This is a genomic window from Chitinimonas sp., assembly GCF_036568685.1.
Classification (GTDB): domain Bacteria; phylum Pseudomonadota; class Gammaproteobacteria; order Burkholderiales; family Chitinimonadaceae; genus Chitinimonas.
Genome location: NZ_DATCSC010000029.1, coordinates 75,880 through 101,023, shown reverse-complemented (window position 1 = coordinate 101,023; position 25,144 = coordinate 75,880). Strand labels below are relative to the sequence as shown.

20 protein-coding genes are annotated in these 25,144 nt (G+C 57.9%); 7 read left to right on the top strand and 13 right to left on the bottom strand.

Annotated features, from left to right (window positions below; all coding sequences use genetic code 11):
* Positions 1–575: 575 nt before the first annotated feature.
* Together VIM95_RS04910 and VIM95_RS04905 are read left to right on the top strand one after the other, a co-directional pair.
* Complete coding sequence (locus tag VIM95_RS04910; RefSeq protein ID WP_331983604.1) at positions 576–2,321, top strand: hypothetical protein; 1,746 nt, start codon at positions 576–578, stop codon at positions 2,319–2,321.
* A 185-nt stretch (positions 2,322–2,506) separates the two neighbouring features.
* Positions 2,507–3,631 (top strand): acyltransferase, encoded by a 1,125-nt coding sequence (locus VIM95_RS04905; protein WP_331983602.1) that lies wholly within the window; start codon positions 2,507–2,509, stop codon positions 3,629–3,631.
* Between the two features lie 235 nt (positions 3,632–3,866).
* On the opposite strand, the gene VIM95_RS04900 is transcribed toward VIM95_RS04905, so the two are convergent.
* The 13 genes from VIM95_RS04900 to VIM95_RS04840 form a co-directional block, all read right to left on the bottom strand.
* Positions 3,867–5,081, bottom strand: coding sequence for a Kelch repeat-containing protein (locus VIM95_RS04900; RefSeq protein ID WP_331983600.1), 1,215 nt, complete (start codon positions 5,079–5,081; stop codon positions 3,867–3,869).
* A 257-nt stretch (positions 5,082–5,338) separates the two neighbouring features.
* A complete protein-coding gene (locus VIM95_RS04895; RefSeq protein WP_331983598.1) occupies positions 5,339–6,388 on the bottom strand; it encodes a hypothetical protein in 1,050 nt (349 codons plus the stop codon).
* A gap of 23 nt (positions 6,389–6,411) precedes the next feature.
* Entirely contained in the window at positions 6,412–7,038 is a 627-nt protein-coding gene (locus VIM95_RS04890) for a prepilin-type N-terminal cleavage/methylation domain-containing protein (RefSeq protein WP_331983596.1), read from the bottom strand.
* 2 nt (positions 7,039–7,040) lie between these two features.
* On the bottom strand, positions 7,041–7,439 hold the full coding sequence (locus tag VIM95_RS04885; protein ID WP_331983594.1) for a hypothetical protein: 399 nt from the start codon (positions 7,437–7,439) through the stop codon (positions 7,041–7,043).
* Between the two features lie 29 nt (positions 7,440–7,468).
* The gene (locus VIM95_RS04880) at positions 7,469–7,882 is read right to left on the bottom strand and encodes a prepilin-type N-terminal cleavage/methylation domain-containing protein (RefSeq protein WP_331983592.1); all 414 of its coding nucleotides are present in this window, start codon (positions 7,880–7,882) and stop codon (positions 7,469–7,471) included.
* Between the two features lie 8 nt (positions 7,883–7,890).
* The gene (gene gspG / locus VIM95_RS04875) at positions 7,891–8,385 is read right to left on the bottom strand and encodes a type II secretion system major pseudopilin GspG (protein ID WP_331983590.1); all 495 of its coding nucleotides are present in this window, start codon (positions 8,383–8,385) and stop codon (positions 7,891–7,893) included.
* On the bottom strand, positions 8,385–9,590 hold the full coding sequence (locus VIM95_RS04870; RefSeq protein ID WP_331983588.1) for a type II secretion system F family protein: 1,206 nt from the start codon (positions 9,588–9,590) through the stop codon (positions 8,385–8,387). Before VIM95_RS04870 ends, gspG begins: the two co-directional genes overlap by 1 nt.
* A 69-nt stretch (positions 9,591–9,659) precedes the next feature.
* Positions 9,660–11,360 (bottom strand): GspE/PulE family protein, encoded by a 1,701-nt coding sequence (locus VIM95_RS04865; protein ID WP_331983586.1) that lies wholly within the window; start codon positions 11,358–11,360, stop codon positions 9,660–9,662.
* A 137-nt stretch (positions 11,361–11,497) separates the two neighbouring features.
* On the bottom strand, positions 11,498–13,273 hold the full coding sequence (locus tag VIM95_RS04860) for a hypothetical protein (RefSeq protein WP_331983584.1): 1,776 nt from the start codon (positions 13,271–13,273) through the stop codon (positions 11,498–11,500).
* A gap of 608 nt (positions 13,274–13,881) precedes the next feature.
* Positions 13,882–16,179 (bottom strand): secretin N-terminal domain-containing protein, encoded by a 2,298-nt coding sequence (locus VIM95_RS04855; RefSeq protein ID WP_331983582.1) that lies wholly within the window; start codon positions 16,177–16,179, stop codon positions 13,882–13,884.
* Between the two features lie 165 nt (positions 16,180–16,344).
* Positions 16,345–16,797 (bottom strand): hypothetical protein, encoded by a 453-nt coding sequence (locus VIM95_RS04850; RefSeq protein WP_331983580.1) that lies wholly within the window; start codon positions 16,795–16,797, stop codon positions 16,345–16,347.
* Positions 16,791–17,570 carry a hypothetical protein gene (locus tag VIM95_RS04845; protein ID WP_331983578.1) on the bottom strand — a complete coding sequence of 260 codons (780 nt, stop codon included), beginning with the start codon at positions 17,568–17,570 and terminating at the stop codon, positions 16,791–16,793. Before VIM95_RS04845 ends, VIM95_RS04850 begins: the two co-directional genes overlap by 7 nt.
* Positions 17,571–17,614: 44 nt before the next feature.
* Positions 17,615–18,685, bottom strand: coding sequence for a hypothetical protein (locus tag VIM95_RS04840; protein WP_331983576.1), 1,071 nt, complete (start codon positions 18,683–18,685; stop codon positions 17,615–17,617).
* 223 nt (positions 18,686–18,908) lie between these two features.
* Here VIM95_RS04840 and VIM95_RS04835 point away from each other — a divergent pair, with 223 nt between their 5' ends.
* From VIM95_RS04835 to VIM95_RS04815, 5 genes are all read left to right on the top strand, one after another.
* Entirely contained in the window at positions 18,909–19,514 is a 606-nt protein-coding gene (locus VIM95_RS04835; RefSeq protein ID WP_331983574.1) for a methyltransferase domain-containing protein, read from the top strand.
* Between the two features lie 42 nt (positions 19,515–19,556).
* A complete protein-coding gene (locus tag VIM95_RS04830) occupies positions 19,557–20,351 on the top strand; it encodes an ABC transporter permease (protein ID WP_331983572.1) in 795 nt (264 codons plus the stop codon).
* Positions 20,341–21,642: an ABC transporter ATP-binding protein gene (locus VIM95_RS04825; RefSeq protein WP_331983570.1), complete on the top strand. Its 1,302-nt coding sequence runs from the start codon at positions 20,341–20,343 to the stop codon at positions 21,640–21,642. The genes VIM95_RS04830 and VIM95_RS04825 overlap by 11 nt, the downstream gene beginning before the upstream one ends.
* Before the next feature lie 55 nt (positions 21,643–21,697).
* Positions 21,698–23,170 carry a class I SAM-dependent methyltransferase gene (locus tag VIM95_RS04820; RefSeq protein WP_331983568.1) on the top strand — a complete coding sequence of 491 codons (1,473 nt, stop codon included), beginning with the start codon at positions 21,698–21,700 and terminating at the stop codon, positions 23,168–23,170.
* 188 nt (positions 23,171–23,358) lie between these two features.
* Positions 23,359–24,552, top strand: coding sequence for a hypothetical protein (locus VIM95_RS04815; protein ID WP_331983566.1), 1,194 nt, complete (start codon positions 23,359–23,361; stop codon positions 24,550–24,552).
* Positions 24,553–25,144: the final 592 nt, after the last annotated feature.

Below are 25,144 nucleotides of genomic sequence, written 5' to 3'. Positions count from 1 at the left end.
TCGACGGGAAGAAAACCAAATGTGGCGAAGCTACCCGCGTCTACGGCTCAGTACCTACCGTCGGCTAAGGCGCGCAGCAAAAAATTTATATTCATAAAATCAATGCGTTTTGATAAAAGTCGGGACGATAGCCTCAATGTTCTGCTTTCTTTGCGCCTGCAATAGTATCGTCACCTCATAAGGAAACTTTCTAATCAAGCCACCGACAGTCAATGCCCCGATTTTTGCGATGTGACAAGTCCCGGTCGAACATACCATAATGCGTCGATGCTGCATGGATAGAGGTCGACCGAAGCGTCGGCGGGGGGGGGGGTATGAGACTGCCTGGAACGCTTCTACACGCGTCATGACAACGCTCAGCAACCGGTCTTGGCCATCGGCAGATGGAGCATTCATTCTCACGGTGAATGCAGGGAGTGGCCACAATTATTGTATTTATTAGAAAATAAAGCCACGCAAGCATGGCCATCGTAAGTTGCCGCTAGTGCGTAAGGGGACAAACAGTGCCCCCAATTTATAAATCCTTTCCCTGCCTATAAATAGCAAGGCACCGGAAACTGTTTCTGGAAATAATTATGAAGTTAATATTCGTAGCAAGTGGTCTTATTTGTTCCGCCGTCGCTTTTGCCGGAGACACCCTTCCGGTGGCAACTTCAATTGCACGGGAGGTTATTGTCAGCGATACCCAAACCGTTGCCTCCCCCACCGCCTCCTTCCGTTTTGTTGGCGATATCGACGCCAGCAACACCAATGTCAGATTCCAAATGCAGTATTCGCTGGATGGCGCTGCCGTCTGGAAGAGTGCCGGGCTTGCGGGCCACATCAAAATAGCCAACGGTGTTACCGGTAATCAGGTACTGCAAGGCAATGCAGCGGGGCAGTTCAAAGTCGAGACGCTCGCGCTGAGCGATGACGGTAAGACCCTGTTCGCGACCCTGCTGGTCAACGCCGGCACCGCGGTGATCAAGCAACCCGTGATTTCCATTTCATCGGGTAGCACGGCCGAGTCGCCCACCATCGCGAATCTCAAGCAGGTGGTCGGCACCCTTGATCGTTGCGACACCGACGTGCGCAAACTGAGCGTGAACATCAAGCACTATGTGGCCCTCAGCAATCCCGCAATCCTGGCGACAGATGCCAACGCAACCCCCAGCGAGCACTTGACCCCGGGCGCACGCGTCTCTTTTGCCCTGCTCACCTTTCCGACGAACCTGCAGATCCGGGTCCGGCCGGCGAGCGGCAACGCCAACTTGTCGGCGAACAACGGCTACACCGAGTTTACCGGCAGCGCCACCGGCGTAGATGCCGATGGCAACCCCTCGTCATTTGTAGGGCCCAGGCTGATGAACCTTGGTACGGTCCGCGTCATTCAGAACGCGCTGGCCTATGATCTGGACCTGATCCATCAATACCGCCTGACGGGGATTTCGATCAACGACGGTATCGTAGCCACCGCGAGTGCCAGCCTGCAGGATGGTCATATTGAGGCAGAACGGCTGGACGTGGTGGTCAACGCATCGCCGACGCCCGCCCGAGGAGGGAAACTGTTCCTCTCCTCGGACCAGAATTGCGGCACTGAAATTACCGGTAGCGCAGTCACCTTCACCAGCAATCAATCCAGCGGCCCGGTCACGCTGTCGGTCCCCACGGCACAATTGGCCAGTGCCTTGGGCCCGGACTTGCTGGTCGGTAGCAATGCAAAGCCCATCAACGTTTGCTACGACGTTTCCGGCGCTGCCAGCATCCCCAGCACCAACTTCAATGTATCGTCTGCTACCTTGGTCAAAGCCAGCCAGGGCAGTACCGCAGCCATGGAGCAAAACAACCGCTGTGACGGTGCCCTGTACAACCTAGCAGGCTCACTGAAGATCGATGTCCGCAACTATGCGGCAGATCAACGTGCGGATGGCTGGCGATCGATATTACGCCTCATCAACGCCAGCGAGACCCGTACGGCGGAAGTGTATGGTCAATACATTCTGTCCAACGGTAACTATGGCAAGTGGGGCAAGCTGATTACCCTTGCTCCCCGCGCTGTTGCCCTGCTGACACCAGAAGATGTTGCAGCTGCGCTGACCCAAGCACCTACCGTAACGGGTGCGGCGGACAACATTCCGCCGTCGAAGAACGGCCCTGCCCCGCGCCTGCGCATCATGACGGACACCAGTGATAGCCTCCGGGTACAGAACTATCTTTACAACCCGATTTCGCAGAACTTTATCGAAGCCTCTTCGATGCAGGGCGCGGATAGTGCTACCGATGCCGGAAGCGTGCAGCGACTCAACCAGGATGCGCAATCCGGACTGAACGGCGGACGTTAATCGCTAATTTTGCTGAAATACGCTTGGGGAGCTTAAAAGGCACCCCAAGCGTTTTATGCGGCCTCGTTGTAGGCGGGCTGCCGATCTTTTCGATTTTCAGACCGGAAATCATTAGGATGTACCTCTGCGAGCCCTCTTTCCAGGGGCACGCGGTGCGGAATATACATGCGATGTGGGATATATAAATGCAACAAAAAAATAGCGCTGCCGTGATTGGCATGTTTGGGTCAATTCAGGCCCTTAGGGTACTGGCTGCGTTTCTCGTCGTCTTTATGCACTCCATATTTTTCCTGTATGGCGAGGCCGGCGCGAGAAGCATGGCGGAGCCCATGCTTTGGAATGCGCTACACCTCAATGTGATCGGGGGCGCCGGTGTGCATATATTCTTTACCATCAGCGGCTTTGTCATTGCGATCCAGGCTTTGCAGTCTGGCGGCCGTGGTGCGCTCGAGTTCTTTGCGCGACGCATCGTCCGCATCGTCCCGCTGTATTGGATACTCACCCTCTTTGTCTGGCTGACGAGTGCCAAGGGCAGCGTGCCCGACGCCGTACTGATCAAGTCCCTGCTATTTATCCCGGTTGATAGCTACTTCCCGCTGCTTGGAGTGGGCTGGACGCTGAACTACGAGATGTATTTCTATCTGCTCTATGCCTTGCTGGTAGCCTGGCTGGGGCTGAAGCGGTGCTGGCTGGCGCTCGCCATGGCCGGCGTTGTGCTGATCAACATCACCAGCGCCGGAAAATACGCAACCGTCCTGGGCAATCCCATCGTGATCGAATTCTGCGCCGGGATGGCCGCAGCCTTTCTTTATAAGAACGGATATGTAGCCCGCTTTGCAAAAGCCATCGCACTGATAGGCCTGCTTGGCATGGCATCCACCGCCCTGTGGTTCGTGCCCGATACCGTCTGGGCGCTGAATGCGGTGATCTATTGGGGAGTGCCCTCATTTTTCCTTGTGCTCGGTGTCGTGGCCATGGAAAAGTCCGGGGCCGGCTTCCTGAACGGCAAGGTGATCTATTTCCTCGCAGATATCTCCTATGCCTTCTATCTGGTTCACGTCATCGCTTTCCGTTGGCTGGTGCCAGCAGCAATAGAACACATCGTGATTCCTACAGGCGCAAGGCTCGATCTTGCCATTCCGGTCTTGATCGTCACATGCTTGCTCTTGGCGGCGCTGCTGCATATCGTCATTGAGCGCCCCCTGGGCAAGGCCGGCAAGTCGCTGATCAAACAGGTAAAGACCCGTTACCTGCGCGCGCCGTCCAACGTAGCGCCGTCCTACCCCTTGGCGTCCAAGAAAGTATCCTAAGCCGTCCATGGGGCTTTGCGGCACATCGCACCGATCGATTGCAGATGGACTGGCGTGGACTGCCAGCAGTCCGCCAAGGGGGCCAGAAAGCAATGCCCGAGTGCCTAAGTGGGCATCGCCTTGGCACATCGAGGTGGCGCACGGACGATCGCAAAACCTGAACTGCAAAAGAAAAACCCGCATCATCATGATGCGGGTTTTTTATCGGGCTCTCGGTTTACACCCAGCCGGCTCGCTACTCGTAAATCAGCACATTGGACTGCAACCTGCCTTGCTGATCGGTACCGCCGAATATCAACACACGGCCATCCGACAGCCGTTGTGCGGTATGCCCGTAGCGTGCCAAAGGCATGGTCGCGATCGTTTTACCACCGGTAGCGCTAATACGGAATGCTTGGCCAGTCGTGGTCGTTGCGTCTATCAGGCCCCCAAACATCAGCACATCGCCGCTACCTAGCGCAATCCCCGCGCTATAACCCACACTGGTCGGAAGATCAGGCAGTGCGGCAACCGTGGCGGAGCCGGGCACGTATTGGTAGGCGCTCTTGAAGCTCGCACTGGTGGTCTGGTTCACGCCACCCAGCAGCCAGATGCTGGTATCAGGCTTGGTCAGAGCGAGCTGTGCGGCGGGTAGCTCCGCCGGGCCGCCAGGCAAGGGGCTGAAGCTGTTGTTGGCGGGGTCGAATACCTCGGTGTACTGGGCGTTATTACCGTCGGTATAGCCCCCCGCGATCAGCACCTTGTCGTTGGGGAGCAGGCTGGCCGAATGATAGGAGCGCGCCGTGCCCATGGGTGTGGCGGTAGGCGTAAATACCTGCGTAACCGGGTCCCAAAGTTCGGCGGTGTTGGTTATCTTCGAGCTGGCGTCCGCCGTACGGCCGCCGGTGATCAGCACCCGTCCATCCCGGAGCGCCGTTGCCACGTGCCCTATCCGGCTGCTACGCATGGCACCCAGGGCTTGGCTGATGCCGGTGTTCAGATCCAGCAGCTCCGCCGTCGCACCATTGGCGAGGCTACGGTTCCCGCCGGTTATCAACAGCTTGCCGCTCGACAACAGCGTCATCTGGTGCTCGGAGCGCCCATTCTGGAGCGTGGCAACCTGACTCCAGCTCTGGCTCGCCATGTCATAGCGGTTGACCTGGGTAGATAGGCCCCCATCGCCACGGTTTCCGCCACTGACCAGCACGCTACCGTCAGAGAGCAAGGTGGTGGCCTGCTGCACGATGGGGAAGCCCGTCGCAGCGGTGCGATAGCTGTTACGGAAATCGACCGCAAGGTTCACCGTCGCTACAGGCGCGCTGTTTCCCTGCCCCAAGATAAGCCGGTACTGCGTGGCATCGGTCAGCGGCGAGGTCTTGACGGCCACCCCGCTTTTTACCACTCCTATGCCGGGCTCTATGCGTGCAACGCTACCGGTAAAGGTCGGTATCAGCGTGGCAACCTCGCCCACATAATAATTGCTGCGGTCAGCGCGTAGCGATCCGTTTCCACTGCCCCCCGAATCACCGCCGGAGTTATCGTCACCCGCCGAGTTACTGACCGTGCAGGCCGCGAGGGAGAGCCCGATGACAAGAAAGAAGCCGAGATATTTGATTTTCATGGCATGCATAAAAAATGTCCGTAGAAGTTGACCGCGTCGCCTATGGACACAGACCCGGGCATTTATATCCCCGGGACAATATCTCCCAAGCCACGCGCATCATGCACCTAGAAGGTGATGGCCTTTTGTTCTTCCAGAATATTGGTTGCAAACGGGCTGACGTCTGGCAGGGGCGGCAAGCCACCTTCCGGCACCGTTTTATCCAGTGCTATTTCGTGAAAGTCTTTCAGCAACCAGGTATTGGTATGTTGGTCTGGCGTAATCGTAAAGGTGGCTCGCCAACCAAATTGCCCCCCTTTGGGGGCCAGGGTAATCACGGTTGTCATGGCCGGAAAGAGTACCGGCGTATGTATCTTCAAGAGATCGGCACCGGAGAACTGCCCCACGATGGGCTTAACCAGTTGCGCCATCGCAATGGCGTCCAAGCCTTCTCTTGCGGCGATCAGTGACTTCGCATCCTGCTCGGACATCTTCAATGTGGCCACCAGGGTACGCCATGTCGCGGTGGCAGGGTTGAGCCCCGTCTCATCGGCGAGTACCGTGTTATCCAATATGCCGCCCCCACCCCAAAGAGAAGCCTCATCCTTCCAGCCGTAAACCCGCTGCAACTCCTGGGTCGACACCAAGGGCAAGTTGCGCGGTGGGAGCAACTTCTTTTCCTTGTAGTCGTCCGCCTCCGCGCCTTGCAGGCGACGTAGCGAGTCCGCATCGACATAGTCTTCGAGTGCATCGATCAGTGCGGCGGTGCGGTTGATCGGTACGCCGTAGCCCACCAACAGTTGCTCGGTGGTTGTACGCTCAGCGGTCCGCAAATTCACCAGCCCACGGGCGTCCTGCAGCGATACGGCAATCTTGCCGCCGGTGTCATACCAGCGGCCATCCAACCGTATGGCTACCGCGTCACTGCCGATGCCGATAGGCGAACGCTTGGTGGTGGACAAGGTGTAGATGATCCGCGCAAGCTCATCCCTCGCCTGCCGCTCCTGCTCCGTATAGGCTTGCTCAGCGGCAGCCAGACGAATCGCAGTCGTAATCTGCTGGCTGATATAGGCACCCGCCATGGTCAGCAAGGCCAAGGCGGCGATGGTCATGACCAGCACATAGCCGCGCTGTCTGGAAGGGCGCAAATTTGAACGGCGGTTCACAAAACGCTTCATGGAATCCTGCTCACGCAATGCCATCAGCTACCTGGCGCTGTAAATGGCGCGGGTGACTGTTGCTTTATCCAAGGCTCGGCATCCAGGCGTATCCAGTAATAGTCCAGCGCGCTATCGTCACTGCGCCGGCCGACTTTCAAGGCAACCGCGCGCGGCAGTCGTTCCGTGGCTTGCTCCGCACTGGTCCAGCTATCGAGCAGCTTCCCTGCCCGATTTTGATAGCTGAAGGCGGCATTGGCGTCAGGCCAGCTTGCCAACACGATATCGGCGTCGCCCGCTTGATAATGCAGGGCCATCTCCCCGCTCTCGTTACGTTTGAGGAGCAGGTTCACCAACTCCGGCGCGCCATTCGATTCTCCTCGTAGAGAACGAACCGCCAGCCCATGAAAACCCTCTGGTTTACCTTCAAAACCGTCCGGCGCCTCCCGCTCCAACGGTTGCATGCTGGAGGCAATTTCATGCAGCCAGAGCTGCCTGCGGGCGTGCAGCTCTCCTTCACTGACCTCGTTGACCAGCTTCACCCTGACTTGCAGGATGTAATAGGACGCCCCCATCAGCAGCGTCATGACCAAGGCGGTGATCGCCAACGCCACCATGATCTCGATCAGGGTGAAGCCCTTGCTGATGCGCGCTATACCGTGCCTACGCATACTCAAATCGGGGACTTGAAGTTCCGTACCAGGGGCGCGCGCAATACCAGCGCACTGCTATCAAACCAGAATTGCTCTTCTGGCTCGGTCCTGAATACTTGGTACTGATATTGAAAGAGCACAATGTCGTGCTCCCCATATCCTCTCGGATAGCCGGATTGCGGGTTGCTCGCCAATTGCTGGCCTTTCCAGCGAATCAAGATACCCCCGACCTTGGCCTCCCCCTCGGCGGGGAGATCTTCCGGCGCGGACCGCATCCAATCCTGGCTCAATTTGACGGCCTGCATACGATCATATTCTTCGCGCAAACGGCTTACCGAGCGCAGGCCACCCTCCACCCATAGAATGACGGCAACGCCTACCGAAGTGACTAGCACCAAGGCAACCAGCACTTCCAGCATGCCAAAGCCACGCGCCCGATGTAGTACGCTCACTGCGTTGCCTCTGTAACCGTACAGCCCGGCCCCTCGATCAGAAAGGTCGTGGCAAGCTCACCCTTGGCTTTGAATACGGTGACCGTACTCGAGGTGCAAACCTGGGAAGTGGAGATCGCCAGGGCGGGCTCAAACTTGGCGCCCCAGCCCGGAGGAAGCGTCAACAATTCCTCATTGCCCAGCTGCCAATTGTCGCTGATCTCGTCCACCTTGATAGGCTGGCCAAGCAGGCGAGCCCACCGTGGCAGCTGTACCAATTGGGATCGGAACTGATCGGTCGCGAATCTGTCCCCTGATGTTTCCAGCTGGCCCAGGAAATTTGGGCCAACAAAACTCATCAACAAGGTCAGTATCGTCAGAACGACCAGCATCTCCAGCAGGGTGAAGCCCGTGGCAGGCAGCCTAGACATCCTGAACGTTATTTCGACGGGGTTTCTGTGCTGCTTCCAGCACTTTGCAGGCCGATGTCGGCATCATCGCCATCGCCCCCTTCTTTGCCGTCCGCACCGTAGGAATAGATCGCATAAGGCTTGCCGTTCGGGCCGGGTATGACGTACTGGTAGGGGTTGCCCCAAGGATCATCGGGCACTGCTTCTTCCAGATAAGGGCCGCGCCAACGCTTGGCCAGCTTCTCGTCGGCTGGACGGTTCACCAACAGCGTCAAGCCACCCTGGTCGGGCGTGGGGTAGGCGCTGATATCGAGGTGCATGGTTTCCACGGCCCCCTTCAATAGCCTGATCTGTGTTGCCGCTGTCTGCACTTTGGACCGGTCAATGTTTTTCCACAGGCGCGGACCGACCAGGCTCACCAACATCCCGATAATCACCAACACAACCAGCATTTCAAGCAAGGTAAAACCTTTGCTCCGGCCTCTCGCAATTTCGTTCCTATTACCCGGCATCTTCATCAACATTACAGTTTCACCTCAGACAATGTGGACATGGCCAATACCACCCCAACCATGACGAAACCAATTACCAGGCCCAGCAATAAAATGCTGGCCGGCTCAATCAACGACACCATGCGCCGTTGCGTGGATTGGTTTTTGTTGCTCCAGTATTGAGCAACATGATGCAGCATAGGGCCAAGCTCACCCGACTGTTCGCCAACCCTCACCATCGATAGCGAGGTCGGCTCCAGCAGCTGCTGGTGTTCAATAGCCTGGGACAGCCGACGGCCGCGGTTTACTTCGCTACGCACCTTGTCCAATTGGGCCGCGGTATTGCCCAGGCGAACCGCGCCCGACGTCAGCTCGAGCGCAGACAGAATGGCCACCTTGCTTTCCAGCAGCATGGCGAGCGAATTCGTCCAGCGAGCGGTTTCCCCACTCTTGATCCAGTCGCCAAGAATGGGCATGTGTGCGGCCATCTCAAGCAATCGAAGCTTCAGCTTCGGGTTGCGTATCGCGGTAACGAACAAGACAACGACAAGCACCAGGCCGATCAATGTCTGCACAAAATAGGCATTGAAAAACATACCCAGCTTCAGGACCAGGGATGAAATCCAAGGCAGGCTATCCATGCGCCCTTTGAGCAGACCGGCAAAGCGCGGCACAACAAACGAGAAGATAAACAGGATAGCCACCGTGCCTGTGCCGACAAGGATGGTGGGGTAGACCAGCGCCTCTCTCGTTTGCGAGCGCATCTTGGCGTCGAAGTCCATCTGATCTGCGGCGCGACCAAGCGCCATGCCGAGATTACTGGTCGCCTCACCCGCCCTCACCATTGCCAAGACATAGACAGGTAAGGCCAGCTTGGCCTTATCGAGTGCGGTCGAGAAGCCATCACCGCCGCGTATGGCGCTTACCATGCGTTCAAGTGGCTCGTACAAAGGCGTGGCGGCGTTTGCATCCTTCAGCGTGGCCAGGGCGTCGGCGAGGCTGATGCCCGCATTGGCCATGGTGGCGAGCTCGCGGATCAGTACGACCAAGTCATCATGCGAAACCTTGGTGCGACGAAAGCCGGCGTTCGGTGCGGACGCACTCCGTTCTTCCAGCTGAAAGACGACCAACCGTCGCTCCTCCAACTGGCGCAAAGCGTCTTCACGCGACTCCGCCTGGATATGCCCAGACTCAACCCTGCCATCCGGGCTGGCTGCGCCAAATCGGTATTCAGCCATGCCCACGCTGCCCATACATAGATATGCCGTCCGCGAATTGAGACGCCGATTGCGGGTAAAGGTTCACGCTCACTCCGCCACGCTATTGGAGAAGGCGGTCCCCGCCACCGCAAAGATCTCCTCCAGGCTGGTCAGGCCCCGAACGGCCTTCAACATGCCATCTTCGTAGAGAGAGCGGAAATCATCCTGCAGGGCGCCAAGCAATTCCTGGTGCGATGGAGACGGTTTGCTGAGGGTGGCCCGAATACCATCCGTCGCGGAAAGCAATTCGTAGATCGCATGCCGCCCCCGGTAGCCGGTGCCACTGCATGCGCTGCACCCCACTGGCTTGCGAAATTGCCACTGGCTCGCCGGCACGCACAGCTTATTGAGGGCCTTCTTTGCATAAGCCGGCAACAGATTACTGGGATCATAGGGTTGTGCGCAGCTGTTGCAGAGTTTACGCACCAAGCGCTGGGCAATAATGCCCCGAACCGTGGCCCCAACCAGAAACTGTTCTACACCAAGGTCGACAAGGCGAAGGAAGGCCGTGGCGCTATCGTTGGTATGCAGTGTCGAGAGCACGCGGTGACCCGTCAGCGAGGCCTGTACCGCAATGCGCGCAGTTTCCACGTCTCGAATTTCACCAATCATGATGGTATCGGGGTCGTGGCGAAGAATAGAGCGCAGTGCCGCCGGGAAAGAAAAACCAATATCGGTATTGACCTGGAATTGCGTGACGCCATCGATTTTATATTCGACAGGATCTTCCACCGTGAGGATACGTTCACGCTCCCGATCACAAGCAGACAAGGCCGCATACAAGGTCGTGCTTTTACCCGAACCGGTCGGCCCGGTCACCAGGATGATGCCATCCGGCAAGCTCATCCATTCTTGGAACTTGCTCAGATGGTCAGGCTCAAAACCGACGCTATCCAAGGCAAAGCGCTTGTTTTGCGACACCGGCAACAAACGCAGCACCAGCGACTCACCAAATACGGAAGGGATGACGGAGACTCGGATATCTACCTCGACCCCGCCGGCACGGCCAGAGAAACGGCCATCCTGGGGCAAGCGTCGTTCTGCAATATCCAGCCCGGAAACCAGCTTGATCCGGCTGACCACGGCATCAAAACGCTCACGCGGGTAATGCTCGGTGGACTGCAGCTGTCCATCAACCCGATATCTAACCGTAAACCCATACTCCAGGGGCTCAACGTGTACGTCGGAGGCCCCCTTGTCATTAGCCCGCGCTAGCACGGCATTGACCAACTCCACAACCGGCGCGTCTTCAGCCAGTCGACGTAAGTCCTGATCCCCCGCTACCGGGTCAGCCCCTTGCCGGTACACCTCAACCAACAGGCGCTCAAAGTCACGCTGCGCTATCAGGGCCCATTCATACTTGCCCTGCAAGGTCAGTTGCGTATCCAGCAACTCCAGCAGGCCAGAGTTCAGCGGATCACGGCAAATGATCTGCGGTACATCATCGCCACGCGGCAGCAACACAAAGCTATAACGTTCCGCCAACGCCCGACTAATCCGATATTGCTGATGGCTCGCCCGCAACAAAGGCGCCGCATCCTGCTGCTCCGCCAAATTAAATACTGGATATCCCAACTGCTGGCTCAACGCTTCCAGCAGCGTGAACTCCGAAATCAACCCCAACCGAATCAGTATGGCGCCCAAACGATCGCCCTGACTCTCTCTCTGCAGCGCCAAGGCGCGCTGCAAGGAGGATTGATCTAGCGCCTCTCGGGCGATCAGGATCTCGCCTAGGCGGGGGGCAAGCATTGCAGACACGTTAGAGAGCACTCGTTGATTGAAGGGTTGGATTTTACCTTGGCATGTAACCGCCGCTTACTATTAGACGTAAAAAAACCGGGGAGCGAGCTCCCCGGTTTTCAGCCAATAGCCTTGCGGTTAAAAGCTTAGTTACCGCCGTTCAGGCCCTTTTGAGCATCTTGCTCTTGGTACTGACCTTCGTTGGACGGAGCACGATCGGCCGAGCCGGTGAAGTCAACACCTTGGCTGCCCGAGGCTTCGATGAAATTCTTCGAAGCGGGGTTGTACAGGTAGTTCTGCACACGCAAGGTGTCGCTGTTTTCGCTGGTGATACGCAGTCGCGGTGCATCGCCGGTAGTGCCAACAGCGGTGGTGGCGTTGTTTGCAGTAACCGAGTGAGCAGGTGCATTGATCAGCTTGGCATCCACAACATCCGGGGTCAAGTTCAGCACAGCACGCGGGGCCAGGGTAGCAAGCTTGCCCCACTTGCCGTACAGGCCATTCGAGTGGATGTACTGACCGTAAACATCAACGGTACGAGTTTCACTCGGGTTGATCAGACGCAGAACGCTCAGCCAACCATCTGCGCGAGCAGTCGAAGCATAGTTACGAACATCAATCTTCACCGAACCCGACAGAGCGTACAGCGGACCCTTACAGAAGTTGTTTTGTTCGTTCAGGTCAGTACCTGCAGCAGCCTTAACCAGGGTAGCCGAATCAACATAGAACGAGCTGCCCGGGACAACTGCGGTAGCGGCGGCTACGTTGTAGCAAACGTGAACCGGGTTGGTACCAGCAGCACCGAACGCGGCGTTAATGCCAGCGGTCGGGATGGTCAAAGTAACAGGGCCAGCCGCGTTTGTGGAAGTGATTGCAACGTTAGATCCAGCGATCGGAGCGGTACACGATTCGTTGGTCGACAAGAACATCGCGCCGCCGACCACGAAACCTTGCGAAGCGGAGACCTTGACGTCGAAGCGGGAAACTTCAACTTGACCGTTGTTGACAGCAGCAGTAGCAATGCCCTTCACACCGGCGGGAGCAGTGGCATTGTTCAGCATGTACTGGTTAGCCAGATTGCTGTCGTAGCCTTGAGCATTTTGCTTCAGAGTCAGCGAGCCCAGGTTGGCCAGGGTTGCGCCTTGGAACGACTGGAACACGCCGTTTGCGTCAGCAGCGTTCGGAGTCGCATCAGCGGTACCGGTGAAGTCCACATTGCCACCAGCAACGCGCAGCTTGGCATCCGGACCAGACTTGGTAACATTAACCAGCAGGTTGGTCGGGAAGGTGATCAGCGTGGTGGTGTTGGCGGCGGCAGGACGCTTGTGCTCATCGGCGGTAGCGGTCACGTCAGTTGCCAGGGCGGAAGGATCGGACAGCGCAACATAGTGCTTAACGTCAACCGGCAGAACCTTAACAGCGGTATCACACTCGGCCACATCGCCAACAACCTTCTTCAGGTTCACGATGGTGGGGTTGTTTGCAACGACAGCACTTTGCGAAATTGCAACGATAGGCTGCTGTACCAGACCAGTTGCAACGGGCACCGAAATGGTAGCAAACAGTGTCTTTTTATCGGCGCTCAGAGCCAGGGTAGTGACGGTGAAGTCAGTACCGTTAACCAGAGCTGCAGCGGTAATGCCGTTGGTAACCGACACGTGCGCGATGTTGCCAGCAGTATTCCAAGTGGCGTCGCCACCCAGGGTGAACTGGACTTGGAAAGTTTGCACTTGGAGGCGAGCGTCAACGTCACCGTTGAAACGGTAGGCAATCGACGGCGAGGTTACGGCCTGGGTGTCCGTCGTGATTACTTCACGAGCGATCGACACCGAGGATGCTTGGATTTGACCGGCGAAGGCCGAATTGGCAGCAATAGCGGCCAACGCACCCACAACCAGGCGAGAGATCAGTTGTTGTTTCATTTCTTTGAGGTCCTCAGAAAACATTAATGCCTTCGAATGCATGCCAACCCTAGCAGTAACGTTGCGCATGCCGCCTGATTTTTTGGCTGCGCCATATTAACCGCACGGGCCGACCCATGCAACTTTGTTTGCCGGGCAATGCCACTTCACATGTTTCGGCCGTAACGACCTACCACACTTGTGCAGCGACTGCGACTGCGACAGAAAGGGTTGCTGTCCTTGCAGAACAGACACCGCAAGCATTGACCCTGTGCCCTGCATTACTAAGTCGCTGCGTCCGAGCTTAATGCATACGCTGGATATATGCCAAGTGACTCGTGCAATGGCACATGCAGCCTCTCGGATGGCTGCTACTGTTTTGGAGACGGCAGCCGCCAAGCAGCAGGTCAAGCTGCTTGGGCTGCTATATTATAATGCCCTTATTAAACAATGACTTGTTGAGGGTCGGCCTCAGTCCCTTCCTTGGTCAACAAAGCCTCAAGATGATTGGAGTGTGAATTTTCCGGTAAGCGATGTTGCACGGTAGCAACGTGAGTTTCGCCCCGGCCCTCCCCCCTCCTAATGCAAAGCCCCGCCAAGGCGGGGCTTTGCAGAGATCAAGCAGCTGATCAGCGCTTGATTTTGAGCGCTTCTAAAAGCTCCTTCTTCAGCGCCTCGTCGGTAACCTGCCCTCCGGGCCCAAGCGGCTTGAGTGGCGGATCCACAGGGGTGGGAGACAAACTACTTGAAAATGCTGAATCTCCCGCCTTCGGAGCTGCCGCTGTTGCGGCATCACTGGGTAACGGTGCCAGCGACTGTGGCGAGGAGTCGGGCAGAACGGGCGCCGGCGATGGTGACGCCCTAAGCACATAGGGTTTGGCGATTTTTCGCGCCGATCCTTCTGCTGCTTCAGCTTGTGCTTGCGATTCTCGCGCCAAAGCGTTTTTGGATACCAGTGGGGCGCTCCACGGCAAGCGCTTACGAACTGCATCTACGATCGACTGCGCATCAAAGTCATCATCGATCGCGTAAGCAGTGATCAGAATCACCAGTTCATTACGAGTTGAGCCATCGCTACGGGACTTGAACAGGTTCCCTAGCAGCGGAATGTCTTTGGCGTAAGGGACCCCGGTGTCGGTGTTGTTACGATTGTCCGTGAGTAGCCCCCCCAGGACAATGGTGTTCCCGTCCAGCGCGGTTAGCTTGGTATCTACCTTCCGCGTAGAAATCGATGGTGTCAACGTCTGGCCGGCCGAGTTCGTTTTGACGTTGCTAACTTCCTGCGAAATGTTCAAATCAATTCTGCCACCGTTTCGAACCACCGGCTTCACTTTCAAAATCACGCCGGTGTTTCGATACTGGATTGTTTGCACCAGATTGGCAGCAGTGGTTGAGCCGGTCGTGGTGCTGGTGCCTGTACTTTGAGTGGACGTAATTGTAGGCACTTCATCACCAATAGATATTGTCGCCTCTTCGCCACTGCGGGTCATAAGTGACGGATTGGATAGCAACCTAGTCTTAGTAGTCTTTGCCAACGCATTTAGCAGCATGTTGGCATTCCCGCCATTTAGCGTCATAGAAAGCCCGCCTATACCTGAGGTTCCCAGGTTGCCAATAGTTCCAATGGTGCCTTTATACTCACCAATTTTTAGCTGATTCAACATCCATTCAAAACCAAAGTTTACCGTGTCCTCCAATTGAATTTCGGCAACCGAAACGCTGATTAGCGCGCTTTTTGAGGGGCGATCGAGCTCCTTCAGCAAGCCATACCATTGCTGATACTCGGAAGATGAGGCCTGCAAAATGATACTGTTGGATGCCTTGTCTACAACAACCCGAGAGTTCAGGCGCCCTGCCGCAGCCCCTCCTCCTTGCGCAGAGGTTGAGTTGCCTACTGGCGAAGCTGCCTGGACTGAGCCGCCACCCATTATCTGTGAAAGCGTATTTGCGATATCGGACGCATCCGCATTCCTAACGGGGTAGATAAAATAGTTGCTATTACGAACCTCCGTAGGCTGATCTAGCTCTTCAGCCCAGCGAAGTACGTGATCCAACGTGTTCTGATTATTTGAAAAAACAACGATTGAATTGATAGGGCCTATCGGCAACAGAATGATAGGCGCCTGAGAGCCCGGCTGATTACCCGCGAAGTAGCCTTCCGAACCCAGTACATCTGTAAGTCGCTTTGTAAGCTCTTCCGCAGACCAATAAATCGGAACAATCCGGACGCTGTTTCGCCCGCGCATTAATGGCTGGTCGAGAGCAATCACCGCTTGCATCGCGGCAGACACATTCGCGGGGGAGCCACTAAGAATCAAGGCATTTCTTGTTTGATCATCAAGAACAGTAACTTTTCCGGTAAATGTATTCCGTATAAAGCTCGTTGCGCTGGTTACATTGGTGTTTTCCAGCTCAACAATGTGGAACTGTGGGCGTAGTGCCTCGGGAACCTCTGGTAGCGCGCGGCCGCGTCTAACCTCCGGCAGCGAACCGGAGTCCGCACTATCGGCAACAAAGCGCACTAAACCAGGCAATTCTTGCACCGTGACACCATATGCGCGTAAAACCGTCTTAGCAGACTCGAAAAGCTGAGAAGGTGTTTGCGGCTTATCTGCGCGCATACTTACCAAGTCTCGACGCTGCTGCACCGCAGGGTCGATTGCAATCGTACGCTTTAGTACAACACCGAATACAGAATCAATAAACTGTGGCAACGGCATACCGTTAAACACCACGGTAGCAACCTTTCCCGGCTCATCAGGTATGCCTTGGGGTTGAGAAATTCTCGGCGCCTTGGGCTGAGTAGTAACCGCAGCGACGGGGGTTTCGTAGAATCGATTCTGGTCGGTAGGCCGTCCATCAGCTTCAACCTTTGTGACAGAGGACGAGCGTCCCCGCTCAATGGGCTCGCGCTGCACGCCTTCCATCCACGGTGTACCGGCACATGCACAAAGAACGCTACTTGATACAACCAGCGAGACCAATGTTTGGCTCGACATTTCACTCCCAAAGCGAAGAGCTGTATCGCTTTCAACTTGAGGCTGGGATTTAAGTAGTCGCATTACTATTGGATTTCCATTGTTCAGGGTTGTTCAATTGAGCACATGTACGGCTTGGCTACCGCCAGACGAGGGCTTAACCACAACTTCCGAGGTACTGATTCGAAGCAGCTTGCTACCGTCAGGCAGCGTGTCGCCTGCCTTGAAGGGCTTGACTTCGCCACTGGGTGAGCTCAGCAGAATAAATGCCCCCGCCGCTTCCTTGACGATCGCGACACGCGACCATACCTCGGCCTGCGGTTTTGCCGAGCCACTATTGGCGGCTTGATTTGCCGGAGCGGCTCGCGCGCCCCAGATGTCGGCCTTGGTCAAAACACTCAGGTCTGCTTTCAAATCCGGCGGCGGGACGAAGTCGGCGTCGCTGCCGTGACGCGCCGCGCCAACGACCTTGCCTGCCTGCGGTGGCGTATAGACACTCCATGCAGTCAATGCGACTAAGCCCCAGATGACCAGGGTGAGAATGCTGATTCGAGCCAGACCTACCATTTGACCTCCACGACTTTCTTGGGCACATCCTGGGCAGGTTCAGCTGCGGCGGGCTTGCTCGTATCTACAACGGGGGCGGCTACTTTATCCGACCCGGCAGGATCGGCCGGCCTGACTTGATCGGAAAGTTTGGCGAGCACTTGCACGATGAGCTCGGCACGGCGCTCGTTGGTGTTAAACGTCATCTGATCCACCCGGATAGGGCGATCCGCTGCCTCAATTTTTGCAAGTGCCTTGTTGAGGACACCCAGATCATAAGGGAGTCGGACAGTGGTCCGAAGTTCGATCAGCTGGCACTCGGCGGTATCGCAATCTTGCGAATTCTTCTCGTCTTTCTTGGTGTGGCCCGGGTCGGCTTTTTGGTCGGAGAGGCGTCGCAGCGAGGGCTGGTCAATCTTGGCGCCCTTGACGCCCACATCGTCCAGCTCACTGATAAGCCAATCACCCAATTCGGCTTGCGCCATGACGGGAGAGCTGACCTGCCACATCGCATCTGCGCGTGCCTGAGCTTTATCCAGGCTAGATTGCAACCATTGCTGACGCACCGACCCGCCAAGCTGCTTGCGCATGCGGGCATTTTCGGTTTGAAGTGCGTTGTATTTACGCTGTGCGGCAAGGCGCGCATCGTCCAGGCTCAGGAGGCCCACGACGACCGCGATAGCGATGATGGCGGCCAACCCAAGTTGCAAGCGGGGATTGGCGCGAAGTTCTGCCGCCATGCTTTGCATGGCTTGCCGCATGGAGCCGCGGCCTTGGTTGGCGCTGGATGACATGGAGTTCCTGGAGTAATTTGATATTCGTGGAGCTGAGCGATGACTTATCTATTAGGCTGGAGCTGGTCCTTTTCCGGCAGCTGGAGCAGCAGGCGGACCGTGCCAGCGGGGGGCTCGGGAATTAAGGCAATGTTGGAAAAGAGGCCGCTTTTTTCGAGCTGCGCCAACAGTTCGGTGCTGCGCGCTTTGGGGCCAAAACGGAACGTGGCGGTTACACGTCCACCGGTGTAGTTCCATTCGGTCAGATAGACATCCGCACTGCTGCCGATAATTTCGCGCTTGGCGAGCTCGGCCAGCCAGTGGGTCTGCCTCGGCGCTGACGTGTACTCATCCATCGCGTTCAAGGTGGGGCGCAATTCTGTTAGTGCCCCCTCAAGCGCGATAGCGGTCGCGCTCTGCTGACGCAAGGACTTGGCCTCGGTCTCGAGGCTATGAATGCTCTGGTTAAGACGGGCAAGCTGGGTAATCTGAATGGCTGCGATGGCACCGGCACAGATCACGACCAGCGCAATAACCAGGGCCCAAGTTGAGATTGGCTGCGCAAGGCCGGTGCTGATGCGCCATTGACCACCGGGCTTGCCAGGCTGAATGGTGGCGATTGTATTGGTGCTACCCGGATAGTCCAGGCCCAGGTCGCGATAGACGGCCTGCTGCTCACTCTCGGATGGCCGCTGCATAAACCAGCGGGACCGGAAGATACCTTGATCGTTCAGCCCTTCCAGTTCATAGCCTTCACTACACGCAATCAGCCGCACACCGCTTTCGCTGATCGGCTTGCGCCAAAGCGGCTCGGGCCACGGCAGTACACGCTTGCCGGCAAACAGCAGGCGGGCCTGCGCGTCGTCCCAGTACCAAGCATGGGCCTGGTCGCCGGTCACTCGATAGGCAAAACCCACCTCTTCAAACACGCCCAATTGCTGCAAACGCAGTCTGATGGCGGCTTCCAGATGTTTGCGGGGCACCCCTTTGATCGGCACCGTCGTGAAATGGCAGCGCTTGCGCGGGAAAACCTGATCGCTGGCAGCCATGCCTAACCAGGCGGCAACGCGGCGCCCGGCTTGCGTGGCGTTGGTTGAAATCGCGGTAATGAAAGAAGGTTTTTGAGTGATTTCCACTGCGTGCTCTATTCAATAGCCTGGCGGATGTGACACGGCTGAGACAGGCTGGTTCACAACGGCGAAGGGTGCCTTTGGGTTGCAAACCTGTCATTATACACCATTACACCCCACCCTTTCAGGGTGGCGGGCGTTGTCCGCTTGCCGGCTATGCTGTTGTCGTTTGCTTCGCAAGCAAAGTTGCTCAAGCTATTGTTTTAACAGATTATTTGGATAGGCACCCATGCACGGCAGCTCCCTTACCAAGATGCAGCAGTTTCGGCAGGAATTCCTCGCGGACCAGGCCGGTAAACCGCTACATATCCTTGACCTTGGCAGCCTCGAAATTGGTGCGTGCTACCGCCCCTTGTTTGACGACCCGGCTTGGCGCTACACCGGCGTGGACCTGCACACCGGGCCTAACGTTGATGTCGTATTGAAGCGGCCCTACGACTGGCGGGAAATCCCCTCGGCGTCCGTTGATCTGTTTATCTCCGGCCAGGTGTTTGAGCATGTCGAGTATTTCTGGGTGACGTTGCTGGAGATGTCCCGCGTCCTCAAGCCCGGTGGCATGGTCTGCATCCTGGTTCCCTCTGCGGGGCCAGAGCACCGTTATCCGGTCGACTGCTGGCGCTTCTACCCCGATGGCATGCGCGCCATGGCGAAGTACGCCGGCATGGAAGTCATCAAGGCCGAAACCAACTGGGGCGGTGACAATCCCTACGATGACAGCATGGTGTGGCAAGACACGATGCTGGTTTGCCGCAAGCCCAAACTCGGCGCACTCGGCTCGCTGCGTCGCGCCTGTCGGCAGCGCTTGCAGCATTTCGCCCTGTCGCTCTCTCTGTAAACCGCTGAATCGTTTGCCATTTCGGCATCAACGCAAACCGCCATGCTCTACGCACCTTCTTCGTTGTTTCGCCGTAGGGCGCTGATATTCCAGCTGGTCACCCGCGAGATTCAGGGACGTTACCGGGGCTCGTTGCTGGGCGTGCTCTGGTCGCTTGTTACGCCGCTGCTGATGCTCGCCATATATACCTTCGTGTTCAGCGTGGTATTTGCTGCCCGTTGGCAAGGCAGCATTGCCGGGCACAGCCATTTTGCCTTGATGCTGTTTGCCGGCATTGCGGTCTTCTCGGTTTTTTCCGAGATTATCGCCCGTGCTCCGCTACTGATCGTGCAGCAGGTAAACTATGTAAAGAAGGTCGTGTTCCCTATCGGTGTGCTGCCCGTCGTCGCTGTCGGCAGCGCCGCCTTTCACGCCCTGATTACCTTCGTATTATTGATTGCAGCAGCGATCTGGCAGCAAGGGGGCAGTCTGACCATGCTCGCGCTGCCGCTGATCCTCGCGCCGTTCTTGATGCTGTCGCTCGGCGTTGCCTGGCTGTTGTCGGCGGTTGGGGTGTATCTGCGCGACCTGGGCCAGGTCATAGGCATGGCGGTAACAGCGCTCCAGTTTCTCTCACCGGTCTTTTATCCGGTATCGGCTTTGCCCTTGAACTTCCAACCACTCATGCGATTCAACCCGGTCACCTTGCCGATCGAGTCGATACGGCAGGTTGTATTGGAAGGCCTATGGCCGGACTGGATAGGCCTGGGCATCTATAGCGTGGTTGCGGTGCTGGTTGCGCTGCTGGGGCGGCTGGTGTTCAGCCGGCTGCGGAGAGGGTTTGCCGATGTCCTTTGAACCCATGATAGAGATCCAGGCACTATGCAAGCGCTACCCGGTCTACGACAAACCCTACCACCGGATGCTGGAGGTACTGACTGGCTGGTGTGGCCGCTGGGGGCGTGATTTTTCCGCCCTGCAGGGTGTCAGCTTTACGGTTGGCAAGGGCGAGACGGTCGGGATCATAGGCCGCAATGGTTCGGGCAAATCAACGCTGCTTCAGATCATCTGCGGCACCTTGGCGGCTACGGAGGGGCAGGTGTCGGTGCGCGGTCGCGTGGCGGCCTTGCTGGAACTGGGAGCTGGATTCAACCCGGAGTTCACCGGGCTGGAGAATATCCGTCTCAATGCCACCATCCTGGGCCTGTCTCCACAGCAGATCGAGGCCAAACTGGACGAGATCCTGGCCTTTGCCGATATCGGTGAGTTTGTACACCAACCGGTCAAGACCTACTCCAGCGGGATGTTTGTGCGGCTGGCCTTTGCGGTGGTGGCCCATGTCGAGGCCGATATTTTGGTGATCGACGAGGCGCTGGCGGTGGGGGATGCGTTCTTCACCCAGAAGTGCATGCGCTTTTTGCGCGCGTTTCGCGACAATGGCGGCACCTTGCTGTTTGTGAGCCATGACAGCAGCGCCGTCATCGGCCTGTGTGATCGGGCGATCTGGCTGGACCGCGGACAGGTGCAGGCGGCGGGTAGCGCCAAATCGGTCACCGAGCAGTATCTGCAGAGCCGCTATGGCAACGAAGATGCCGGTGTCGCGGCGATGCCCGCCACACTCGATACCACCACGCCGGAGGATGAGAGTTACTCGGTCGGCAGCGGGGCGATCGCCCTGCCCGAATCGTCCGGCTCCGCGTTCGGGGCGGGCGGCGCGCAGCTGACCTCGGTCAGGTTGAGTGATGATGAGGGTAAGCCACTGCTCGTGAGCGAGGGGGGTGAGGCGGTAGTGTTGCGGCTGGAGGCAGAAATTGCCCATGCGCTCGAGCAGCCCATTTTCGGGTTCTATGTGAAAGACCGCCTGGGCCAGGTGCTGTTTGGCGAGAACACGACCGCGCATGCGGCGCTGGAGCGCCATAGCGCCGAACCCGGCGACAGACTGACCGCCGAATTCCGGTTCCGCATGCCCCATCTGGTGGCGGGGGATTATGTGATTACGGCAGCGATAGGCGAGGGCAGCCAGGGCGCGCACCGCATCCATCATTGGATACACGATGCGTTGGCCTTCCGCTCCCAGAGCCATGTACTGCATGGCTTGCTCGCACTGCCGACATCCGTCCGGCTCTACCGTGATCAAACGGCAGAATGATAGGCCGATGCCCTACATTCGGCATTCGGACAACGCTTAAAAAACGGTGCAAGACATGATGACACCTCCTACCACCCATGTTTATGAGCGCGACGTCAGGATGGACGCCGAGGACTCGCTAAGTCATGTCGTGAGCCTGGTAGAAGCCGACGGCCCCATACTGGACGTAGGAACGGGCAGCGGAGCACTGGGAAGGTACTTCCAGGACCGAGGCAGGCCGGAGATCGACGGGATTACCTACAACCCCGAAGAGGCAGAGCGTGCCGGTGACGCCTACCGGCAGATGTTTGTACTGGACCTGACCAAGACACAGTGGCAGGGCGCGCTGGGCGAACGGCGTTACCGCTATATCGTCTGTGCCGATGTACTAGAGCACCTGCCTGAGCCTGAGAGTCTGCTGCCAACATTGCTGAGCTTGCTGAGCGACGATGGCGAATTGATCGTCTCCATTCCCAATGTCAGCTATGTGGGCATACTCGGCGGGCTGATGGCCGGGCGCTTCGACTATGCCAACGAAGGCTTGCTGGACCGGACCCATTTGCGGTTTTTTACCCGGCAATCCCTGTTGGCCATGCTAGGCGCAGCCGGTCTGACGGTGACGGCCTGGCGCTCGGTTGCCCGGCCGCTGCCGGCATCGGAATTTGCACAGCACCAGCTCGAGCGCCTGCCGCTGGCGGTCAGCCGGTATCTGCACAGCCTGGCCGATGCCCATGCCTACCAGTTTGTGCTGCGCGCCAAACCAGGTGGTGTGGCGGCCGAGGCAGAAATGGCGGCACGCTTCGTCGCCCCGGCACCGCAGTTTGCCGCCCAGTTGTTCTGGCGCACGACGGCGACGGCCCAGTTTACCGAAATGAACAGCGCTACCGCCTTCGGTACGATTGGCGATGCGTCGCTGCTGCTACGTTTCCCCTTGCCCCCCATGGATCAGCCCCTGGCTGAGCTCCGCTTTGACCCAGCTGACAGGCCGGGCTTTCTGCGTTTGTTTTCTTTGCAATTGCGTGATGCCAAACAGCGCGTCATTTGGCAATACACCCCTCGCGTGCAGGACTTCAAAGGGGCGACCCAGATCATGGCAGCGCCGGCGGGCTGGCAGGACCCCTCGATCCAGCTCGCCTTGCTGGGAGACGACCCCTGGTTTGCCATCGACATGGCGGGCCTGCCAACCGATGCGCTGAGCAAGGGCGGGGTATTGGAAGCCTCCATGGACTGGCCCTACTCGCCGGATGCCACCTGGCTGGGTGATGCGCTGGGTAAGCTGCGGGACGAGCATGCGCGGCAAGGTCTGGAGCTGGGCGCGGTGCGTTATGAGGTCGCTCAGTTGCAAGCCTACCGGCTTGAGGCTGAGCAGGCGCTCCTGCAGCTGGAGCAGCGCCGCCAGGCTCTGGAGGCAGAAACCCAGCAATTGAAGGCCGACCTGGCAGTGCAGACCGGGGCTTTGGCGCATGCCAACGGGATGCTGGCGGCAGTGAAGGGGAGTAAACTATGGCGCCTTGGCACCCAGCTGCGTCTGAGCCGTATCAAGCTGTAGCCACGCGCGATTTTCTGGCCGGCCCCGGCGCCATGTTCAGCTGTCGGTTAGTTAGTGCCGATTATCCTGTGTACCCGCCGGGTATACGCTCAGTATTGAATTGCCAAAGGTGCTTCACGTACTTTCCTTATTCGTGGGCCCGCGATGCGGCCGGCCCCCCATTCAGATTTCCCTGTAGCAAATAGACCATGCAAACCGGCCAAACGATTTTCTTTACGAGTATCACCGCCAACTATCTCCCCAAGGCTCGCGTGCTGGCGGAGTCGGTCAAGCGGCACCATCCCGATAGCCATTTCGCGCTCTTGCTGTCCGACACGCCGCCGGAGGACTTTGCGCTCGACGCAGAACCTTTCGATGAACTGGTGTCTGCTGAAGCATTGGGCATTGCCGAATTCCCCCGCTGGGCATTCATGCACTCGGTGGTCGAGCTCTGCACCGCCGTCAAGGGCCCGGCCTTCAAGTACTTTCTGGCTCGTCGGAACACCAGCAAGGTGTTCTACCTCGATCCGGACATGGTGGTTTTTGCCCCGCTGACGCCGCTGATTGACCGCCTGGACCAGCACAGCGTCCTCCTGACCCCCCACCTGGTCGAGCCCGAGGAAGACAACCGGGCCATCGTGGACAATGAGATCTGTGCCCTGAAGCATGGCGTGTTCAACCTGGGCTTTTTGGCCTTGGCCAACACCGAAGGCGGTCGCAAGTTTGCCGATTGGTGGGCAGCGCGTTTGCTGGACTACTGCTACGACGATATCCCTGGTGGCCTGTTTACGGATCAACGCTGGGTGGATCTCGCGCCCTGCTTCTTTGATGATTTGGAAGTGGTACGTGATCCGGCCTACAACATCGCGACCTGGAATCTGACCCACCGTGAGGTGGGAGGTAGCCTTGAGGATGGACTGACCGTCAATGGCCAGACCTTGCGTCTATACCATTTCTCCGGTTTCGATAGTGGTGCCCAGGCCACGGCCTTGACCAGCTATGCGCCGGAGAACAGGACGCTCTGGCAGATGCGCGAATGGTATATCGGTGCCTGTGAGCGCCAGGGCCAATCGCGCTTGGGCAAACGGGCAAGTGCCTACGCCAATTTTGGCAACGGTGAGCCGATACGTCAGGCGCATCGCGTCCTGTATCGCTCGCGACCGGACCTGATGAAGGCGTTTCCAGACCCCTATAGCTGTGAAGACAGCAACAAGAGCTACTGGCATTGGTATCAGGCCGAGCAAACCCGTTTGGGGCTGGCACCCGCCGCGGGTAACGGGGCCTCCCAGATGGAGCAGGAGCTCGCATACTACCGTGCGGCCTTGGCCAATATCCACGGTTCGCGCAGCTGGCGTCTGGCCAACGTCATTGCCTCGGTGGCGAGACGGCTGCGCTTGACCTGAAATGAATACGGTCCATCTATTCTGCTCTGCTGCGGACCCTGGCGCGGCACTGCTGACTCTGGCTGCTCTGCGCGACCGCAGCGCCTTGGCGTGGCCGGTCGTCGTGCATATGGAAGCGGCGGAGCAGGATAGCCCCTGGTTGCAGCCTTACCTGGCCGAAGGCCCTGCCTGGCATTGCACTCGCTTTGATCCGGCACAGGTAGACGCCGCGGTCGCGAGTGAGTATTGGGTTGCGCTATGCGCCGGTGTCGATTTGCCAGCCGGCTGGGATGCCCGCTTGCAGGCTGCTGCGGATGCAGCCCCGCATTGCGTCGCGGTGTCGGCCGGTGTTGCGCCATTGAGCGATTGGCAAGATATGGATCGCACGGCCCTGGCCTGCGGGCGAGGCCGTGTGTTGGCTTGTGAGCAGGTGGCCCCTTGCGCCTTGCTACGTCCCGCATTGTTGCCCGACTTGGCCTTGCCGGTGCGCTGGCTTGCCGATACGGTGCGCAGCGAGTTTGCAAGACGGCTGTCTACGGCCGGCTACAGCATGGGCCTGGCGGAGGACCTGCGGCTGGGTTGGTCTGGCGATATAGCGCCTGCCCTGATGCCC

Bases quoted from the DNA above. Each gene is read 5' to 3' on its own strand.
- VIM95_RS04850 (WP_331983580.1), bottom strand. From the start codon at position 16,797: ATGGTAGGTCTGGCTCGAATCAGCATTCTCACCCTGGTCATCTGGGGC.
- VIM95_RS04910 (WP_331983604.1), top strand. From the start codon at position 576: ATGAAGTTAATATTCGTAGCAAGTGGTCTTATTTGTTCCGCCGTCGCT.
- VIM95_RS04860 (WP_331983584.1), bottom strand. From the start codon at position 13,273: ATGAAACAACAACTGATCTCTCGCCTGGTTGTGGGTGCGTTGGCCGCT.
- gspG (WP_331983590.1), bottom strand. From the start codon at position 8,385: ATGTTGATGAAGATGCCGGGTAATAGGAACGAAATTGCGAGAGGCCGG.
- VIM95_RS04895 (WP_331983598.1), bottom strand. From the start codon at position 6,388: ATGAAGCGTTTTGTGAACCGCCGTTCAAATTTGCGCCCTTCCAGACAG.
- VIM95_RS04820 (WP_331983568.1), top strand. From the start codon at position 21,698: ATGATGACACCTCCTACCACCCATGTTTATGAGCGCGACGTCAGGATG.
- VIM95_RS04870 (WP_331983588.1), bottom strand. From the start codon at position 9,590: ATGGCTGAATACCGATTTGGCGCAGCCAGCCCGGATGGCAGGGTTGAG.
- VIM95_RS04880 (WP_331983592.1), bottom strand. From the start codon at position 7,882: ATGTCTAGGCTGCCTGCCACGGGCTTCACCCTGCTGGAGATGCTGGTC.
- VIM95_RS04825 (WP_331983570.1), top strand. From the start codon at position 20,341: ATGTCCTTTGAACCCATGATAGAGATCCAGGCACTATGCAAGCGCTAC.
- VIM95_RS04835 (WP_331983574.1), top strand. From the start codon at position 18,909: ATGCACGGCAGCTCCCTTACCAAGATGCAGCAGTTTCGGCAGGAATTC.
- VIM95_RS04905 (WP_331983602.1), top strand. From the start codon at position 2,507: ATGCAACAAAAAAATAGCGCTGCCGTGATTGGCATGTTTGGGTCAATT.
- VIM95_RS04815 (WP_331983566.1), top strand. From the start codon at position 23,359: ATGCAAACCGGCCAAACGATTTTCTTTACGAGTATCACCGCCAACTAT.
- VIM95_RS04885 (WP_331983594.1), bottom strand. From the start codon at position 7,439: ATGCTGGAAGTGCTGGTTGCCTTGGTGCTAGTCACTTCGGTAGGCGTT.
- VIM95_RS04855 (WP_331983582.1), bottom strand. From the start codon at position 16,179: ATGGAAGGCGTGCAGCGCGAGCCCATTGAGCGGGGACGCTCGTCCTCT.
- VIM95_RS04865 (WP_331983586.1), bottom strand. From the start codon at position 11,360: ATGCTTGCCCCCCGCCTAGGCGAGATCCTGATCGCCCGAGAGGCGCTA.
- VIM95_RS04845 (WP_331983578.1), bottom strand. From the start codon at position 17,570: ATGTCATCCAGCGCCAACCAAGGCCGCGGCTCCATGCGGCAAGCCATG.
- VIM95_RS04830 (WP_331983572.1), top strand. From the start codon at position 19,557: ATGCTCTACGCACCTTCTTCGTTGTTTCGCCGTAGGGCGCTGATATTC.
- VIM95_RS04890 (WP_331983596.1), bottom strand. From the start codon at position 7,038: ATGCGTAGGCACGGTATAGCGCGCATCAGCAAGGGCTTCACCCTGATC.